The sequence below is a fragment of the Brevundimonas sp. PAMC22021 genome, from assembly GCF_019443405.1.
Taxonomy (GTDB): domain Bacteria; phylum Pseudomonadota; class Alphaproteobacteria; order Caulobacterales; family Caulobacteraceae; genus Brevundimonas.
Genome location: NZ_CP080376.1, coordinates 609,242 through 625,909, shown reverse-complemented (window position 1 = coordinate 625,909; position 16,668 = coordinate 609,242). Strand labels below are relative to the sequence as shown.

16 protein-coding genes are annotated in these 16,668 nt (G+C 68.3%); 15 read left to right on the top strand and 1 reads right to left on the bottom strand.

Going from position 1 to position 16,668, the window contains the following annotated elements; genetic code table 11:
* Positions 1 to 174 precede the first annotated feature (174 nt).
* The 6 genes from KY493_RS02970 to acs all read left to right on the top strand — a co-directional run bounded on the left by KY493_RS02970 (position 175) and on the right by acs (position 8,304).
* Positions 175 to 2,238: a S46 family peptidase gene (locus KY493_RS02970; RefSeq protein WP_219897514.1), complete on the top strand. Its 2,064-nt coding sequence runs from the start codon at positions 175 to 177 to the stop codon at positions 2,236 to 2,238.
* Positions 2,235 to 2,759: a GNAT family N-acetyltransferase gene (locus KY493_RS02965; RefSeq protein ID WP_219897513.1), complete on the top strand. Its 525-nt coding sequence runs from the start codon at positions 2,235 to 2,237 to the stop codon at positions 2,757 to 2,759. Before KY493_RS02970 ends, KY493_RS02965 begins: the two co-directional genes overlap by 4 nt.
* A 159-nt stretch (positions 2,760 to 2,918) precedes the next feature.
* Complete coding sequence (locus tag KY493_RS02960; RefSeq protein WP_255567994.1) at positions 2,919 to 3,494, top strand: TetR/AcrR family transcriptional regulator; 576 nt, start codon at positions 2,919 to 2,921, stop codon at positions 3,492 to 3,494.
* The gene (locus KY493_RS02955; RefSeq protein ID WP_219897512.1) at positions 3,491 to 5,176 is read left to right on the top strand and encodes an MFS transporter; all 1,686 of its coding nucleotides are present in this window, start codon (positions 3,491 to 3,493) and stop codon (positions 5,174 to 5,176) included. The genes KY493_RS02960 and KY493_RS02955 overlap by 4 nt, the downstream gene beginning before the upstream one ends.
* A gap of 11 nt (positions 5,177 to 5,187) precedes the next feature.
* Entirely contained in the window at positions 5,188 to 6,279 is a 1,092-nt protein-coding gene (locus KY493_RS02950) for an HlyD family secretion protein (RefSeq protein WP_219897511.1), read from the top strand.
* A gap of 87 nt (positions 6,280 to 6,366) precedes the next feature.
* Positions 6,367 to 8,304 carry an acetate--CoA ligase gene (gene acs / locus KY493_RS02945; RefSeq protein ID WP_219897510.1) on the top strand — a complete coding sequence of 646 codons (1,938 nt, stop codon included), beginning with the start codon at positions 6,367 to 6,369 and terminating at the stop codon, positions 8,302 to 8,304.
* Between the two features lie 803 nt (positions 8,305 to 9,107).
* Here acs and cysS read toward each other — a convergent pair.
* Positions 9,108 to 10,511 carry a cysteine--tRNA ligase gene (cysS, locus tag KY493_RS02940; RefSeq protein ID WP_219897509.1) on the bottom strand — a complete coding sequence of 468 codons (1,404 nt, stop codon included), beginning with the start codon at positions 10,509 to 10,511 and terminating at the stop codon, positions 9,108 to 9,110.
* Between the two features lie 131 nt (positions 10,512 to 10,642).
* Between cysS and folE the strand changes: the two genes are divergently transcribed.
* The 9 genes from folE to KY493_RS02895 all read left to right on the top strand — a co-directional run bounded on the left by folE (position 10,643) and on the right by KY493_RS02895 (position 16,668).
* Positions 10,643 to 11,260: a GTP cyclohydrolase I FolE gene (folE, locus tag KY493_RS02935; protein ID WP_219897508.1), complete on the top strand. Its 618-nt coding sequence runs from the start codon at positions 10,643 to 10,645 to the stop codon at positions 11,258 to 11,260.
* Positions 11,261 to 11,379: 119 nt separating this feature from the next.
* Positions 11,380 to 11,817, top strand: coding sequence for a biopolymer transporter ExbD (locus tag KY493_RS02930; protein WP_219897507.1), 438 nt, complete (start codon positions 11,380 to 11,382; stop codon positions 11,815 to 11,817).
* A 129-nt stretch (positions 11,818 to 11,946) separates the two neighbouring features.
* On the top strand, positions 11,947 to 13,797 hold the full coding sequence (locus tag KY493_RS02925; RefSeq protein ID WP_219897506.1) for a gamma-glutamyltransferase family protein: 1,851 nt from the start codon (positions 11,947 to 11,949) through the stop codon (positions 13,795 to 13,797).
* Between the two features lie 50 nt (positions 13,798 to 13,847).
* Complete coding sequence (locus tag KY493_RS02920; protein ID WP_219897505.1) at positions 13,848 to 14,081, top strand: AbrB/MazE/SpoVT family DNA-binding domain-containing protein; 234 nt, start codon at positions 13,848 to 13,850, stop codon at positions 14,079 to 14,081.
* On the top strand, positions 14,078 to 14,476 hold the full coding sequence (locus tag KY493_RS02915) for a type II toxin-antitoxin system VapC family toxin (RefSeq protein ID WP_219897504.1): 399 nt from the start codon (positions 14,078 to 14,080) through the stop codon (positions 14,474 to 14,476). The genes KY493_RS02920 and KY493_RS02915 overlap by 4 nt, the downstream gene beginning before the upstream one ends.
* The gene (locus tag KY493_RS02910) at positions 14,473 to 14,835 is read left to right on the top strand and encodes an MmcQ/YjbR family DNA-binding protein (RefSeq protein WP_219897503.1); all 363 of its coding nucleotides are present in this window, start codon (positions 14,473 to 14,475) and stop codon (positions 14,833 to 14,835) included. Before KY493_RS02915 ends, KY493_RS02910 begins: the two co-directional genes overlap by 4 nt.
* A gap of 30 nt (positions 14,836 to 14,865) precedes the next feature.
* Positions 14,866 to 15,711, top strand: a complete 846-nt coding sequence (locus tag KY493_RS02905) for an aldo/keto reductase (RefSeq protein ID WP_219897502.1) — start codon at positions 14,866 to 14,868, stop codon at positions 15,709 to 15,711.
* A 41-nt stretch (positions 15,712 to 15,752) separates the two neighbouring features.
* Positions 15,753 to 16,001 carry a helix-turn-helix domain-containing protein gene (locus KY493_RS02900; RefSeq protein WP_219897501.1) on the top strand — a complete coding sequence of 83 codons (249 nt, stop codon included), beginning with the start codon at positions 15,753 to 15,755 and terminating at the stop codon, positions 15,999 to 16,001.
* Between the two features lie 16 nt (positions 16,002 to 16,017).
* Positions 16,018 to 16,668, top strand: a complete 651-nt coding sequence (locus tag KY493_RS02895; RefSeq protein ID WP_219897500.1) for a Pr6Pr family membrane protein — start codon at positions 16,018 to 16,020, stop codon at positions 16,666 to 16,668.

The window sequence follows — 16,668 nt, the reverse complement described above, 5'->3', positions numbered from 1 at the left end:
GACCTGCTCTCCTCCCCATCGTCCGCGATGGGGAGGGGGACCGCGAAGCGGTGGAGGGGTTCTTTCCGCCGCACGAACGATCGTGGTGTATCGAAGAACCCCTCCGTCACGGCGCAGACGCGCCGCGCCACCTCCCCGCTCTCTTCGCGAGCATGGAGGAGAAAAGGATTTCCCATGCGTCTCGCCCTCGCCGCTTCCGCCGCCGTTCTCGCCCTCGCCGCCGCCGCCTCGGCCAGCGCGGAAGAAGGCATGTGGACGTTCGACAACTTCCCCATCGCGCGCGCCAACCAGACGCTGGGGACAACCATCGACCAGGCCTGGCTCGACAAGGTGCGGATGTCGTCGGTGAAGTTCGGCGGCTGCTCGGCGGGCCTCGTGTCCGGCGAGGCGCTGGTGATGACCAACAACCACTGCGTGGCCACCTGCGTCGCCAACCTGTCCACGCCGCAGGTCAACTACGCCGAGACGGGCTTCACGCCCAGGACACGCGAAGAGGAGCGCCGCTGCCCCGGCGCCTCCGCCGAAATCCTGACCGACATTTCCGACGTGACCGAGCGGATGCAAAAGGCCGGCGAGGGTCTGTCCGGCCAGGCCTTCACCCAGGCGCGCGATGCGGAGGCCGGCCGGATCGAGAGCGAAGGCTGCGCGGGCGATGCGAAAGTCCGCTGCCAGGTGGTCAGCCTGTATCGCGGCGGCCAGTTCAAGCTCTACACCTTCCGGCGCTACACCGACGTGCGCCTAGCCTTTGCGCCCGAGGATCGCGCGGCGACCTTCGGCGGCGACCTGGACAACTTCTCCTTCCCGCGCTTCGCCATCGATGCGGCCTTTATCCGCCTGTACGAGGACGGCAAGCCGGTCGAGACGCCCGTCCACTTCACCTGGAACGCCGAGCGGCCGACCGAGGGCGAGCCGGTGTTCGTGTCCGGCAATCCCGGCGCGACCCAGCGCCTTCTGACCCAGGCGCAGCTGTCCACCGTGCGCGACGTGGTCCTGCCTATGGACCAGCTGATCGCCTCCGAACTGCGCGGCCGGCTGATCCGCTTCTCGGAAGAGAGCGAGCAGAACGCCTTTATCGCAATGGACCCGATCGTGGGCCTGGAGAACACCTACAAGCGCGGACGCGGACGCCAGGCCGCCCTGATCGACGCCGCCTTCACCGGCCGCCTGGCCGAGGCCGAAACCGATTTCCGTCAACGGGTCGCCGCCGACCCGGCACTGGCCTCGTCTGGCGATCCCTGGGCCGCGCTGGAGGCCGTGCAGCCGATCCAGCGCGAGCTCTATCCGGCCTACAGCCTGCTGGAAGGACGCGCGGGCGGCGGCTCGTCGCTGTACGGGGCCGCCGTGACCCTGGTGCGCGCCGCGCAGGAACGCGCCAAGCCCAGCGCCGAGCGCCTGGCCGAGTTCGCCGACAGCCGCCTGCCCGCGCTCGAGCAGCGCATTCTGGCCGAACGCCCCGTCTATCCGGCGCTGGAGCAGGTGCAGCTGGAATGGTGGCTGTCCAAGACGCGCGAATGGCTGACCGTCGATGATCCGCGCGTGCGCGGCCTTCTGGGCCAGGAGAGCCCCGAAGCGCTGTCGGCGCGGCTGGTCGAAGGCTCGACCCTCGGCGATCCGGCCGCGCGCCGCGCCCTGTGGGAGGGCGGCCTGCCCGCCATCCAGGCCTCGAGCGACCCGCTGATCCAGCATGTGCTGCGGACTGACGCCGCGGCCCGCACCGTTCGCGCCGAATGGGAGGAAAAGGTCCAGGCCCCGACCGACCGCGCCTCCGAACAGCTCGCCGCCGCCCGCTTCGCCGTCTATGGCGACAGCGTCTATCCGGACGCCACCGGCACCCTGCGCCTGACCTATGGCCGGATCGAAGGCTCGGACGTGCCCGGCCAGCGCTGGGGCGCCTTCACCACCTTCGACGGCCTGTGGGACCGCGCGACGGCCGCCGCGCCCTTCGACGTCGCGCCCAAACTCCTGGCGGCCAAGGACCGGATCGACGGCGACACGGTGCTGAACATGGCCCTGTCCACCGACACCATCGGCGGCTCGTCCGGCTCGCCGGCCATCAATGCGCGGGGCGAGATCGTCGGGGCCAACTTCGACTCGACCGTGCTGAGCCAGCGCAACGCCTATGGCTACGACCGGGCGGTGAACCGCAGCGTGATCGTGACCACGGGCGCGGTGACGACGGCGCTGCGCGACGTCTACGGCATGGATGGCCTGGTGCAGGAGCTGGGCGTCCGGCGTTGAGCCCCCTCGCCTTTCGCCCGGCCACGGCAGGCGACATCGCGCGCCTGCACCCGCTGAGCGAGCGGGCCTATCGCGGCGAGACGGCGCGCGCAGGCTGGACGCACGAGGCCGACCTCTTGGACGGTCAGCGCACCGACGCGGCCGAGCTGGCGGCCCTGATCGCCGATCCGGCGCGCGTGCTGCTGATGGCCGAAAAGGACGGCGACGTGATCGGCTGTGTCCAGGTCGTGGACTTGGGCGCCGGCCTCGCCTATCTCGGCATGCTGACGGTCGATCCCGACCGTCAGGCCGGCGGACTGGGTCGTCAGGTGCTGGCGGCGGCGGAAGACCTGGCCCGCGCCGCCTTGCGCGCTCGCCGCATCGAGATGACCGTCATCGCCCAGCGCCGCGAACTGATCGCCTGGTACGAGCGGCGCGGCTACCGCCTGACCGGAGAGAGCCGCCCCTTCCCGATGAACGATCCTCGCTTCGGCCTGCCGCTCGAGCCGCTGTCCTTTGTGGTGCTGGACAAGCGGCTCTAGCCAAACTGCTGTGGCTCGCCGGCGCTGTCCCGGGCGCCTGCGCCGAAGGCGCAGTGCTGGGGTGCGGCGCTGAACGCGGACGACTGCGGCCCTTCATGTAAGCCGCCGCGCGTCTTTTTCGCTGCGACAGCAGGCCGCACCCTTGCGAAACGGACATGGATGTCCACTTTGTTTTGCATGAGCCGCCCCGCCCGCAAGGATGTTGTCCAGAACCGCACCGCCCTGCTGCACGCGGCAAGGGATGTGCTGGCCGAACAGGGGCTGGAGGCGCCGCTGGACCTCATCGCGGAACGTGCAGGCGTAGGCCGCGCAACGCTCTATCGTCACTTCGCGGACCGGACCGAACTGGTGCTGGCCGTGCTGATCGACGGCGTCGAGGACCTGCATCGCCGTACAGTCGAGCAGGGCGATGCGCCGGAAGTCTTCTTCTGGTTCCTGGACGAGCTGGCCGCGCTGCTGATCCGGAACGCCGGCCTGTCCGGCGTGTTGCGAACGGTGCGGTCTCCTGACGCGCTGACGCCGCTTCGATCCAAGCTGGCGGAGGCAGGCGCAGCCCCTCTTGCACGCGCACAGGCCGCCGGGCTCGTGCGAAAGGATCTGGGTCCCATGGACGTGCGGCTGATCGCGACGCTTCTGGCCTCCGGCTTCCAGAACGCGGACGCCGCCGAGCGAGAGGCGGTTAGCCTGCGCACTCGCGCCATCATCCTAGACGGCCTCCGCGCGAGGCCCCAATGAAGCCGCGCCACGACCCGGCCTGGGAGGCCTACGCCGCCACCCTGCAGCCGCACGAGATGCCGATGTTCCCCGGATCGCCGGCGACGCCCGCGCATCCGACACGCCGGCGGCTGCAATACGCCCTGACCGGGCTGCTAGTCGCCATGACTGGCAGCTTCGGCAATGCGGCGGTGACCGCCAATCTGCAGAATCTTCAAGGCGCCCTCGGCATCACGCCGTTCGAGGCGGCCTGGCTGCCGGTCGTCTTTGTGATGACCAACGCCTGCATGAACCTGATCCTGGTCAAGTTCCGCATGCAGTACGGCCTGCGCCTGTTCACCCAGATCGCGCTGGCGCTGTTCGTGCTGGTGACCTTCGCCTCGCTGTTCGCGCACGATTACGGCTGGGCGCTGGCCAGCCGGGCAGCGGCGGGCATAGCGGCCGCGCCGCTGACCAGTCTGGGATTTCTTTATCTGATCCAGGCCTTTCCTCCGGCCCATCGGCTGAAGGGACTGATCCTCGGCATCGGCCTGGCGGGTTTCGCCGTGCCGCTGGCTCGCCTGACGGTTCCGCACCTGCTGCAGATCGGCGAATGGCGGGCGGTGTATCTGCTCGAGATGGGCCTGGCCCTGATGTGCTGGGCCGCGACGATCCTTCTGAAGCTCCCGCTGTCGCAGCGGTTCAGAGTGTTCGACCGGCTGGACTTCGTCACCTTCGCCCTGTTCGCGCCGGGCGTGGCGCTGCTGTGCGCGGTGCTGGGCCTCGGCCGCATCGTCTGGTGGACGCAGGCCGCCTGGATCGGCTGGGCGCTGGTCGGCGCCATTGTGCTGCTGACGCTGGCGGTGATCGTGGAGCACAACCGGCGTACGCCGCTGATCAACACCCGCTGGCTGGCGGGCGCAGACCTGTTGCGGTTGCTGGGCGCCGTTCTGCTGCTGCGCATCGTCCTGTCCGAACAAACGGCGGGCGCGGTGGGCTTTCTTCAGGTGGTGGGGCTCGGACCGGATCAGCTGCACGGCCTGTTTGTCGTTATCCTGATCTCGGTCGCAGCGGGCACCCTGGTCAGCGCCTTCACCCTGAACCTCAACAAGCTGAACAAGCCGATCGCCATCGCTCTCGCCCTGATCGCCGTCGGCGCCTTTATCGACAGCCATTCCACCGGGCTGACGCGGCCGGTGAACCTCTATTTCAGCCAGGCCCTGATCGGCTTCGCCTCGGCCATGTTCATCGGACCGGCGCTGATGATCGGCATCACCAAGGTGCTTCAGCAGGGCAAGCAGCACTTCATCAGCTTCATTGTCATGTTCTCGCTGCTTCAGAACGTGGGCGGGCTGGCCGGCTCGGCCCTGACCGGAACCGTTCAGGTCATGCGCGAGAAGTTTCACTCCAGCCAGTTGGCGGAAGGGATCACCCTGACGGATCCTCAGGTGGTGCAGCGCCTCCAGCAACTGTCGGCCGCCTATGGCCGCACCCTGACCGACCCCGCCCTGCGTCAGGCCGAGGGGGTGCAGCTGTTGAGCCAGCAGGTGGCGCAGCAGGCCAATGTCCTCGCCTACAACGACGTCTTCCTGATGATCTCGGCGCTGGCCGCCTTGGGATGCCTGTGGGTGACGATCAACCATCTGCGTCCGCGCTGGAAGGCGCGACGCGCCGCCCGCAACGACGAGGCCGCGCAAGCCGCGGCCGTCGCCGCCGCCGACTGAACGAGCCCGCCATGACCGACACCGCCCCTCCTGCTCCCGCTCCTGCCGCCACCACGCCGGAACCGAAAAAGCGCATCCTCTGGACCGCCATCATCGCCGGCGTGGCCGTCGTTGGCGTCCTGCTGGTGCTCTACGCCTGGAAGCTGCCGCCCTTCGCCAGCGGGGTGCAGACCACCGACAACGCCTATGTGCGCGGCCAGGTGACGCTGATCAGCCCGCAGGTCGCCGGCTATGCGACCGAGGTGGCGGTTCAGGATTATCAGGTCGTGCAGGCGGGTCAGGTGCTGGTCCAGATCGACGACCGCATCTATCGCCAGCGGCTGGAGCAGGCGCAGGCCTCGCTGCATTCGGCTCAAGCCGCGCTGTCCAACTCGGCGCAGAGCCAGGCCTCGGCGCGCGGCTCGGTGGCCCAGCAGCGCGCCTCCATCGCCGGGGCCGAGGCGACGCTGGCGAGAGCCCAGGCCGACGCCAACCGCGCCCGCACCCTGAAGGCCGGCGGCTGGGTCGCCCAGGCCAATGTCGACATCGCCGAGGCCGCCCTGCGCTCGGCCCAGGCCCAAGTCGCCCAAGCTCGCGCCGCCGAAAGCATCGCAGAGACCGGCGTCACCTCGGCCGTGGTAAGCCGCGAAAGCCTGGTCGCGGCGGTCGAGAACGCGCGCGCCGCCGTGCGCCTGGCCGAGATCGACCTGGCCAACACCCGCATCACCGCGCCCAGAGCCGGCCGGCTGGGCGAAATCGGCGTGCGCCAGGGCCAGTACGTCACCGCCGGGACCCAGCTGATGGGCCTGGTGCCCGACGCGGTCTGGGTGGTCGCCAACATGAAGGAGACCCAGATGCGCAACATCCGCGTCGGCCAGCCGGTCGAGCTCAGCATAGATGCGCTGGGTCGTCAGGCGCTGCGTGGTCGGGTCGAGCGCATCTCGCCGGCGACAGGGTCGGAGTTCAGCGTGATCCGGCCGGACAACGCCACCGGCAATTTCACCAAGGTGGCCCAGCGCATCCCGGTGCGCGTCCGGATCGAGCCGAACCAGCCGCTGGCCGAGCGCCTCAGCCCCGGCATGTCGGTGGTGGCGCGCATCGACACGGCGGCCGAACCGAACTGACGAGCGGCCGCACCAAAGGCGACCTGCGGGCTCTTGCAGCTTTTCAACCGTTGCGGATGTTGGTCGATGTCGATGAAGGTGAGGATCATGCAGCCAAATTCCGAAATCTACCCGGTTTCCAACGAAGCGGCGGCCCGCGCCCACATGGACGCCGCGGCCTATGAGGCGGCGCGGACGGCCGCCCGCAATGCGCCGGACGCTTTCTGGGCCGAGCAGGCGGCGCGGCTCGACTGGATCCAGTCTCCGACCGAGATCAAGGACGTGTCGTTCAACAAGGACGACTTCCGCATCCGCTGGTTCGCCGACGGGATGCTGAACGTCTCGGCCAACTGCATCGACCGGCATCTGCCGCACCGCGCGGACGAGACCGCCATCCTGTGGGAAGGGGACGATCCGGCGGACAGCCGCGCCATCACCTACGGCGAACTGCACGCCCAAGTGTGCCGCATGGCCAATGTGCTGAAACGCCACGGCGTCCGGAAAGGCGACCGCGTCACCCTCTATCTGCCGATGATCTCGGAGGCCGCCTACGCGATGCTGGCGTGCGCGCGGATCGGGGCGGTGCACTCGGTGGTGTTCGGCGGCTTTTCGCCCGACAGCCTGTGCGGCCGGATCGAGGATTGCGGCTCGACCCTGGTGATCACCGCCGACGAGGGCCTGCGCGGCGGCAAGTCTGTGCCGCTGAAGGCCAATGTCGACGCCGCTTTGGAGAAGGTGTCGGTCGACGCCGTGCTGGTTGTCCGCCGCACCGGCGCGGACGTGCCGATGCAGGCCGGACGCGATTTCGACTATGCGGCCGAAGCGGCCGAGGTGGAGGCCGACTGCCCGCCAGAGCCGATGAACGCCGAGGATCCGCTGTTCATTCTCTACACCTCCGGCTCGACCGGAAAGCCCAAGGGGGTGCTGCACACCACCGGCGGCTATCTGTTCTGGGCGGCGTGGACGCACGAGCTGGTGTTCGACTATCGCCCCGGCGAAGTCTTCTGGTGCACCGCCGACGTGGGCTGGGTGACGGGTCACTCGTACGTCGTCTACGGGCCGCTGGCGAACGGGGCGACCAGCCTGATGTTCGAGGGCGTGCCAAACTATCCGACCGTCAGCCGGTTCTGGGAGGTCATCGACAAGCACAAGGTCGATATCTTCTACACCGCGCCCACCGCCCTGCGGGCCCTGATGCGAGAGGGCGACGGGCCGGTGAAGGCCAGTTCGCGCGCCAGCTTGCGCCTGCTGGGCACGGTGGGAGAGCCGATCAACCCGGAGGCCTGGCGCTGGTACCACGAGGTGGTGGGCGAAGGCCGACTGCCCATCGTGGACACCTGGTGGCAGACCGAGACGGGCGGCATCCTGGTCTCGCCCCTGCCGGGCGCCACTGCCCTGAAGCCCGGATCGGCGACCAAGCCGCTGCCGGGGGTGGAGCTGCAGCTGGTCGATGGGGAAGGCGGCGTGCTGGACGGCGCTGCGTCCGGAAACCTCGTCATCACCGACAGCTGGCCGGGCCAGATGCGCACTGTGTACGGCGATCATCAGCGGTTCTTCGACACCTATTTCTCGACCTATCCGGGCAAGTATTTCACCGGCGACGGCTGCCGCCGGGACGAGGACGGCTATTACTGGATCACCGGCCGGGTGGACGATGTGATCAACGTCTCGGGCCACCGCATGGGCACCGCCGAGGTCGAGTCCGCCCTGGTGCTGCACGACGACGTAGCCGAGGCGGCGGTGGTCGGCTTTCCCCACGACATCAAGGGCCAGGGCATCTACGCCTACGTCACTCTGAACACCGGCGTCGAACCGACGGAGGATCTGCGGCGCGGACTGATCGCCCATGTCCGCAAGGAGATCGGCCCCATCGCCGCGCCGGACGTGATCCAGTGGGCGCCGGGCCTGCCCAAGACCCGCTCGGGCAAGATCATGCGCCGCATCCTGCGCAAGATCGCGGAGAACGACATCGGCGCGCTGGGCGACACCTCCACCCTGGCCGATCCGTCGGTGGTGGACGATCTGGTGAAGAACCGCGCGGGGTGACGGCCACGACTTCGGCCCCGCAGCGGCCGAGGCCGGTGCGAGGTTGGAGGGCGGGCGGAGCGCCGGGCCTTCGCCCGGAGTGTGGGTAGTGGTTACCGTTTCGACGAAAGCTGACGCCCCGCGCGGGTGGTTGGCTGCAAGCTCGGGGCGGAGGATGGTGGCGGTCTTATCGCCTAACCCCATAAGCCTGCGGCGGGCAGGCAGCCCTGCGAGGCTGTCCCCGGACCGGCCGAGTATCCCCCCGACCCTCCGACTTCGGGGCGATCCCCGACGCCGGCGGGGTCCGGCCGACAAGACCGAACCCCTCCCGCTCCATCCGCTCCCGCCGCTCGCAAGGTCGCAGGCCAGGCGAGCCCTCCAGTGCGACGAGACCGATGCAGGGTGGCACGAGTTTGAACCCAGGCGGGGAAGTCGGGGAGAGGAAGGCGTAGGCCATTGTTTCCGTGGCGTTCGTCACCGCTGATGCGCTGCCTGCGACTTTATTCCCGTCATCCTCGCCCTTGTGGCGAGGATCCAGACTCCCGGTGCGAACCGGCCGAGACCGGGAGTCTGGACCCTCGGGTGGAGACAAAGCTCGCGTGCGAGCGACGCGACGGCCCGAGGGTGACGGGGAGAGTGGGAGGTATGGGGAGCTTCTCCCTCCCCGTTCGGGGAGGGAGAAGGCTGGTCTCCTCTCCTCCCCATCGGCGATGGGGAGGTGGCGCGGCGCGCTTGCGCCGTGACGGAGGGGGTGGCGCGGCGGCAACAACCCCTCCACCGCTGCGCGGTCCCCCTCCCCATTGCATGGGGAGGAGAAAGACGCCCTACCCCTTCATCCGCCAGGTCGCGCCTTGTGGGCCGTCCATGACGACGACGTTCAGGGCGTTCAGGCGGTCGCGGATGCGGTCGGCTTCGGGCCAGTCCTTGGCGGCGCGGGCTGAGGCGCGTTGCTCCAGCAGCACCTCGACCTCGGCGCGCAGGTCATCGGAGACCTGGCCTTCCAACCAGGCGGCCGGATCGGACTGCAACACGCCCAGGATGGCGGCGCAGGCGATCAGCCGCCCCTTGGCCTCCGCCACCGACGCATGGTCGCCGGCCGTCATGCCGCGTTCGATCTCGCTGGACAGGGCGAACAGGCTGGCCATGGCGCCCGGCGTGTTCAGGTCGTCCTCGACGGATTTCAGGAAGTCGGCCGGCGGACCGACCTCCGCCGCCTGCACGTCCGCCGAACGGTGCAGCGCTCCATACAGCCGGTCCAGCGCCTTGCGGCTCTGGTCCAGCAGAGCCTGGTTCCAGTCCAGCGGCTGTCGATAGTGAGCGGACAGCAGCGCCCAGCGCACCACCTCGCCCGGCATCGCCTGCACCAGATCGTGTAGCAACAGGACGTTGCCGACCGACTTGGACATCTTCTCGGCGTCCACGGTCAGAAAGCCGTTGTGCATCCAGTAGCGGGCGTATTCGTCGTGCGCCTGGTCTTTCGTGGCGCAGCCGTGGGCGCAGACGCCTTGAGCGATCTCGTTCTCGTGGTGCGGGAACACCAGGTCGATGCCGCCGCCGTGAATGTCGATGGGCAGGCCCAGCGTCTGTTCGATCATGGCCGAGCATTCGATGTGCCAGCCGGGGCGACCCTCGCCCCAGGGGGAAGGCCACGACGGCTCGTCAGCCTTGGACGGCTTCCACAGCACGAAATCGTGCGGGTTCTTCTTGTAGGGCGCCACCTCGACGCGGGCGCCGGCGATCATGTCGTCCAGGTTCCGGCCCGACAGCGCGCCGTAGGACGGATAGGAGGAGACGTCGAACAGCACATGCCCCTCGGCCGCATAGGCGCAGCCGGCGTCGATGATGGCCCCGATCTGATCGACGATGGCGGGGATGTAGTCGGTCACATGAGGCGTGATGTCCGGCGGGGACACGTTCAGCCGCTTCATGTCCTCCAGATAGGCCGCCTCGTAGCGGGCCGTGACCTCGCCTATCGGGACGCCCTCGCGCGAGGCCTTTTGATTGATCTTGTCGTCCACGTCGGTGACGTTGCGGGCGTAGATCACCTGCGGATAGGTGCGGCGCAGCAGCCGCACCAGAACGTCGAACACGACCGGCGGCCGCGCATTGCCGATGTGGGCGTAGTCGTAGACCGTGGGGCCGCAGACATAGAGGGTCACCCGGCTCGGATCGCGCGGTTCGAAGGGGCGCTTTTCACGGCGCAGGGTGTCGTGGATGTGCAGCGGCATCGAGGAACGGCTTTGCGTTTTCTTGCGGGACGGAGGCTCTGTCCCATATAGCGGCCTGATAAACAGTCCCGTCGGATTGTGAAACCGCAAGCGGCGGGCGCTTTTTGGGCCCCGCGCGTCTGGATCGTCGCATGACCCCTGTTCCCGCCAAGCCCGTTCTGGTCAGCACCGACAGCCCGGTCCAGCGCCCCACCCGCGAGCAGGCGCTGGAGGCGGTGCGGACGCTGATCGCATGGGCCGGCGACGACCCCGCGCGCCCCGGCCTGATCGACACGCCCAAGCGGGTGGTCGACGCCTATGGCGAATGGTTCGACGGCTATGCGGCCGATGCGGGCAAGGAACTGAGCCGGACGTTCGAGGACGTGCAGGGCTATGACGACATGGTCATCCTGCGCGACATCGAGGTGGAAAGCCATTGCGAGCACCACCTCGCCCCGTTCCTGGGCAAGGCCTATGTCGCCTATCTGCCGGGCGAGAAGGTCGTGGGCATCTCCAAGCTGGCGCGGGTGGTGGAGATCTTCGCGCGGCGCCTGCAGAACCAGGAAACCCTGACCAACGACATCGTGGACGCCATCGAATCGCACCTGCAGCCGCGCGGCGTGGCGGTGCTGGTCGATGCGGCGCACCAGTGCATGACGACGCGCGGGGTGCATCACCGGCATGTCTCGACCCTGACGACGCGCTTCACCGGGGCGTTCAAGGCCGATCCGCAGCTGGCCGACCGGTTCCTGAAGCTGGCGCGCGGCTGAATCTCCGGCGCGGCGACGAGACCGCTTTACAAGCCGGTTAAGGGACGCCAAGACACGGTTCGAGGATTGTTTCAGCGCCAGCCGATCAGGCCGGCCACAGATTTCGGAGACGTCACGACATGGGCGCCAAACTTTCCGGGCCGGGCGGCCAGGGCGGCAAGACCATCCAGCAGAACGCGGACATCAACGTCACGCCGTTCGTCGACATCATGCTGGTGCTGCTGATCATCTTCATGGTCGCCGCGCCGCTGGCCACCGTGTCGATCCGCCTGGACCTGCCGCCGGCCGTGCCGCCGACGACCCCGACCGAGATGAAGGAACCGGTGTACATCACCATCCAGGAATCGGGTCAGATCTACATCGCCCAGGACGAGATCCAGCTCGCCAACCTGCCGCAAGCCGTCTGCGCGGCTCTGGGCGGCGGCGCCTGCCGCGAGGAGCGTGTGTTCGTGCGCGCTCAGCCGGAAGTGAAGTACGAGCAGTTCATGGAAGTGATGAACTCCATGCAGGCCAACGGCTTCTTCAAGGTCGGCCTGCTGAACGAAGACATCGAATAGGCTCTCGCCTCTTCTCCAAGGATCAGGGCCGCGTTCCTTTCGGGACGCGGCCTTTTTCTTTGCCCGCAGCCTTGCCGGAGAGGACGCATCCGGTTCTTGATGGCCCCTTGCCGCCTTGAGGAGCCCGCCATGCATCGCCGCACCTTTTTGTCCGCCCTGCCCTCCAGCGCCCTGGCGGCCGGTGCGCTGTCCACCGGGGCTGCGAAGGCTCAGACGGGACAACCGCCCGCGCCCGGCCGTCCGACCGAGGCCGCACCGGCTCCGGCCCGCCCCGATCCTTACGCCGGCATCGGCATCGGCGACCGGATAACCGGACCGAAGTTCGCCGGTCGCTCCACCGTCTGGGGTGCGAACGGCGCGGCGGCGACCGCGCACCCGACGGCGACGCTGATCGGAATCGACACCCTCCGGCGCGGAGGCTCGGCCATCGATGCGGCCATCGCCATCAATGCGGCCCTGGGCTTTCTGGAGCCCGTGGCCAACGGCATCGGCGGCGACGCCTTCTGCATGCTGTGGGACCCGAAGCTGCGAAAGGTCGTCGGCTTCAACGGTTCGGGGAACAGCCCGCGCGGTTTGAGCCTGGAGACCGCGCGGTCCAGGGCCATCGACGGCTATTTGCCGCGCTACGGCGCCGTCACCGTCAACGTGCCGGGCACGGTGGACGCCTGGTGGAGCGCGCACCAGCGCTACGGCAAGCTGCCGTGGAAGGAGGTGCTGCTGCCGGTGGCCGAGTTGTGCGAACAGGGCGCGCCCGTCCCGCAGGTCATCGCCTACTACCTCGAACGCAACATGGCCGCCTTTGACCGCGGCCGCATCCCGATCGAGGAGAACGACAACCGAAAGCGCGTCTATGCGCCCGGCGGGGCGACGCCCAAGGTCGGGCAGATGTTCGCCAACCCGTTCCTCGGCAAGACGCTGAGGATGATCGCCGAGGGCGGGCGCGACGCCTTCTACGAGGGGCCGCTGGCCGAGCAGATGGAGGGCTACTTCCGCCGCATCGGCGGCTGGCTGACCCGCGCCGACTTGGCCGCACACAGCACCGAATGGGTCGAGCCGATCCGCACCGACTATCGCGGGGTCGAGGTCTATGGGCTGGGACCGAACACGCAAGGGCTGTCGACCAACCAGATCCTGAACATCTGCGAGCAGTTCGACCTGAAGGGCATGGGGTTCCAGTCGGCGGCGTCGCTGCACGTCCAGGCCGAGGCCAAGCGGCTGGCGTTCGAGGACCGCGCCCGCTACTTCGCCGATCCGCGCTTTTCCGACATTCCGGTCGAGTGGCTGAACTCCAAGGCCTATGCGGCCGAGCGGGCGCGGCTGATCCGGCCCGACCGGATCATGGATCGCGTCATGCCCGGCGACGCCCCGCACCACGGGGACACCACCTATTTCAGCGTGGCCGACAAGGACGGGATGATGGTCAGCTGGATCCAGTCCAACTATCGCGGCATGGGCTCGGGCCTGGTTCCGGATGACGGCCAGGGCCAGCCGCTGGGCTTCATGTTCCAGGACAGGGGCGAGCTGTTCGCCCTGACCGACGGTCACCCGAACGTCTATGCGCCGGGCAAGCGGCCGTTCCAGACCATCATTCCCGGCTTCACGGTCAAGGATGGCGAGCCGTGGATGGCGTTCGGCGTCATGGGCGGCGGCATGCAGCCGCAGGGCCAGGCGCAAATCGTCATCAACATGGTGGATTACGGCCTCGATGCGCAGGAGGCCGGGGACGCCCCGCGCTGGCAGCACTACGGCTCGTCCGAACCAACCGGCCAGCCGCAGGAAGGCGCGGGCGTGCTGCACCTCGAGAGCGGCGTGCCGGAAGCGACCAAGGCGCAGCTGCGCGCCATGGGCTGGACGCTGGGACCGCCGGACGGCGGCTTCGGCGGCTACCAGAATGTCATGCGCCAGCAGAACCCGGACGGCCGCTGGACCTACGGCGCCGCCACCGAGATGCGCAAGGATGGGATCGCGCTGGCTTACTGAGTTGCGGGTTGAGGCGGGGAGTATTACCTTCTCGACCGAGAGGTAATACAATGCGCATCACGTCGAAAGGCCAGGTCACCATCCCCGCCGACATCCGCGCACAGGCGGGGCTGCTGCCGCATACCGAAGTGGACTTTCACTACGACGGCAACGTCGTGACCGTGGTGCGCAGCGGCGAACGGACTGGCGGTCGCGGCAGGCGGTTGACCGAGCACATGGCCGGTTTCGGTGACCGGCTCACGATGAGCGCCGACGAAGTCATGGCGCTGACGCGCGGCGAATGAGCGTTCTTGTCGACAGCAATGTCCTTATCGACCTGATCGACCGCACGTCGGACTGGCGGGTTTGGTCGATCGAACAGGTGGAACGACTCGTCGACGGAGGCGAAGTCCTGCTGATCGACCCGATCATCTATGCGGAAGTGTCGATCCCGTTCACCGATCCAGCCGACGTGGACGCCATGCTTGCGCTGTTGGAGCGCGAAGCCCTGCCGTTCGAGGCCGCGTTCGCGGCCGGCAAGGCGTTCCAGACCTATCGTCGCCGAGGCGGCGCCCGCAGCGCGCCCCTGCCCGACTTCTTCATCGGCGCGCACGCGCTGGTCCGCGGCCACCGGCTGCTGACGCGCGACGCAGCACGCTACAGGACCTATTTCCCCGAGGTGGAGCTGATCGCGCCGTGACACGGGACGATGTCCACGCCCTGCTGATGTCCTTTCCGGGCGCGGAGACGGCGGTCTCCTATGGTCATCCCTCGTACAAGGTGCGGGGCAAGTTCTTTACCTGGTTCTGGCCCGACGCGCCCGACTGCCTGGTGGTCCAGCTGGACAGCCTCGACCAGCGCGACATGCTGGCCGAGGCGGAGCCTGACACCTTTGTGGTCACCGATCACCACCGGCCGCATCCTATTCTGCTGGCGCGCATCGAAAGCGTCGATCCCGCCTGGCTGCGCTCGGCGCTGACCCGACGCTGGCGCAAGATCGCGCCTGCGTCGCTGCGGAAAGCGCATCCGGCCCTTACGCCGGAGGAACCGGACGCCTAACTGCACCCTTCCCCGACAAAGGAGCTTTCCATGGCCTATGGCGACCAGCCCACCCTCACCGCCGGCGACGTGCAGATTCCCCTGCTGGGCTTCGGCACCTGGCAGCTGGAGCCGGAGGACGCGCGCCGCATGGTCGCCGAGGCCCTGCGCATCGGCTATCGCCACATCGACACGGCGAAAATCTACAACAACGAGGAAGCCGTCGGCCAAGGCATCCGGGACTCGGGCGTCAACCGCGACGACATCTTCCTGACCACCAAGATCTGGGTCGAGGACTTCGCGAACGGCGATCTGCAGCGCGCGGCGCAAGGATCGGTGGAGCGGCTGGGCTTCACCCCCGACCTGCTGCTGCTGCACTGGCCCAAGGTGCAGCCGTCGTTCGAGGAGACGCTGGAGGCGTTGAACGACGCCCGCGCCCAGGGCCTGACACGCGACATCGGCCTGTCCAACTTTCCGTCAAAGGAGTTCCGTCAGGCGCAGGACCTGTCGGAGTCGAGACTGCTGACCAACCAGGTCGAGTATCACCCCTATCTGAAGCTGACGCCGCTGCTGGAGACGGCCAAGGCGCTGGGCTCGTCGATCACCGCCTGGTCGCCGCTGGCCCAGGGCAAGATCGCCGACGACGCCGCGATCAGCGAGATCGCCCGGGCGCACGGCAAGACCAACGGCCAGGTCACGCTGCGCTGGCTGATCCAGCAGAATGTCATCGCCATTCCCCGCACCACCAAGGAAGGCCGCGCGCGCGAGAATTTCGACATCTTCGATTTCGAGCTGTCGAACGAAGAGGTGGCGCGCATCCATGGCCTGGCGCGTCCCGATGGCCGTCTCGGCGACTGGATTGACCCGGCCTTCCAATGGGATGATGTTGCCGCATAAGGGGCCGTCGCCCGACAGAGCCCCAGCCAGGGAGTGCGGCCATGGGCTCTGTTCTGGGTTTTCCCGGCGTCGATCCGACGGATGCGGCGATCGGCGCGCGGTTGAAGCGATGGCGGGATCAGCGCGGCATGGCGCCCGAGGTCCTGGCGCGCGATCTCGGCGTCACGCCGGAGGCCCTGCGCCGGATGGAGGCGGGACGGGAGCATCTCAGCATGCTCCAGGTCGACGCCGCGACCCGCGCCCTGCATCTGCCGGTCTGGGCGCTGGTGTCGGATACGCGCGCCTACTGACGCGGCGGCGCGCCCGATGAGCGCGCGTATGTATCGCGGGCTGTTCGCCGTTGTCGCCTGGCTGGCGCTGGCCGTTCAGGTCGCGCTTGCCGTCGATGGCAAGGCCGGTTGGGATGTCGCGGCCGCCATCGTCCGGCTGTTCAGCTTCTTCACCATCCTGACCAATCTGCTGGTGGCGCTGGCCTTCACCGGGCCGCTGCTGAGAGACCACCGGCGGCTGGCGCGCTGGAGCGCCAGCGAAGGCGTGCGGGCCTCGGTGGCCATGTACATCACCGTGGTCGGCGTCATCTATCACCTGCTGCTGGCGCCCTACTGGAACCCGACGGGATGGTTGCTGGTGGTCAACGTCGTGCTGCACACCGTCACGCCCACAGCCTTTGTGCTCGACTGGCTGTTGTTCACGCCCAAGGGTCGGCTGAGGTGGATCGATGCGGCCAAGTGGCTGGGCTTTCCGCTGGTCTACGGCGTCTGGACGGTGGCGCACGGCCTCGTCTCCGGCTGGTGGCCCTATGGCTTCGTTGATCCGGACCGGATCGGATGGGGCGGACTGGGCGTCAGCCTGTTGGCCTTCGCCGCCTTCTTCTACGCCCTGGGCCTGCTGATCGTGGCCATGGACCGGGTTCTGTCTCGCCGCGCGAGGCGTGACAGCGCGCCGTCCGCCCTTTAG

What these genes read in the sequence shown, in the direction of transcription:
- KY493_RS02925 (WP_219897506.1), top strand. Translation starts at nt 11,947, where the DNA reads ATGCATCGCCGCACCTTTTTGTCCGCCCTGCCCTCCAGCGCCCTGGCG.
- KY493_RS02955 (WP_219897512.1), top strand. Translation starts at nt 3,491, where the DNA reads ATGAAGCCGCGCCACGACCCGGCCTGGGAGGCCTACGCCGCCACCCTG.
- cysS (WP_219897509.1), bottom strand. Translation starts at nt 10,511, where the DNA reads ATGCCGCTGCACATCCACGACACCCTGCGCCGTGAAAAGCGCCCCTTC.
- acs (WP_219897510.1), top strand. Translation starts at nt 6,367, where the DNA reads ATGCAGCCAAATTCCGAAATCTACCCGGTTTCCAACGAAGCGGCGGCC.
- KY493_RS02915 (WP_219897504.1), top strand. Translation starts at nt 14,078, where the DNA reads ATGAGCGTTCTTGTCGACAGCAATGTCCTTATCGACCTGATCGACCGC.
- KY493_RS02960 (WP_255567994.1), top strand. Translation starts at nt 2,919, where the DNA reads ATGTCCACTTTGTTTTGCATGAGCCGCCCCGCCCGCAAGGATGTTGTC.
- folE (WP_219897508.1), top strand. Translation starts at nt 10,643, where the DNA reads ATGACCCCTGTTCCCGCCAAGCCCGTTCTGGTCAGCACCGACAGCCCG.
- KY493_RS02900 (WP_219897501.1), top strand. Translation starts at nt 15,753, where the DNA reads ATGGGCTCTGTTCTGGGTTTTCCCGGCGTCGATCCGACGGATGCGGCG.
- KY493_RS02905 (WP_219897502.1), top strand. Translation starts at nt 14,866, where the DNA reads ATGGCCTATGGCGACCAGCCCACCCTCACCGCCGGCGACGTGCAGATT.
- KY493_RS02895 (WP_219897500.1), top strand. Translation starts at nt 16,018, where the DNA reads ATGAGCGCGCGTATGTATCGCGGGCTGTTCGCCGTTGTCGCCTGGCTG.
- KY493_RS02920 (WP_219897505.1), top strand. Translation starts at nt 13,848, where the DNA reads ATGCGCATCACGTCGAAAGGCCAGGTCACCATCCCCGCCGACATCCGC.
- KY493_RS02950 (WP_219897511.1), top strand. Translation starts at nt 5,188, where the DNA reads ATGACCGACACCGCCCCTCCTGCTCCCGCTCCTGCCGCCACCACGCCG.
- KY493_RS02970 (WP_219897514.1), top strand. Translation starts at nt 175, where the DNA reads ATGCGTCTCGCCCTCGCCGCTTCCGCCGCCGTTCTCGCCCTCGCCGCC.
- KY493_RS02930 (WP_219897507.1), top strand. Translation starts at nt 11,380, where the DNA reads ATGGGCGCCAAACTTTCCGGGCCGGGCGGCCAGGGCGGCAAGACCATC.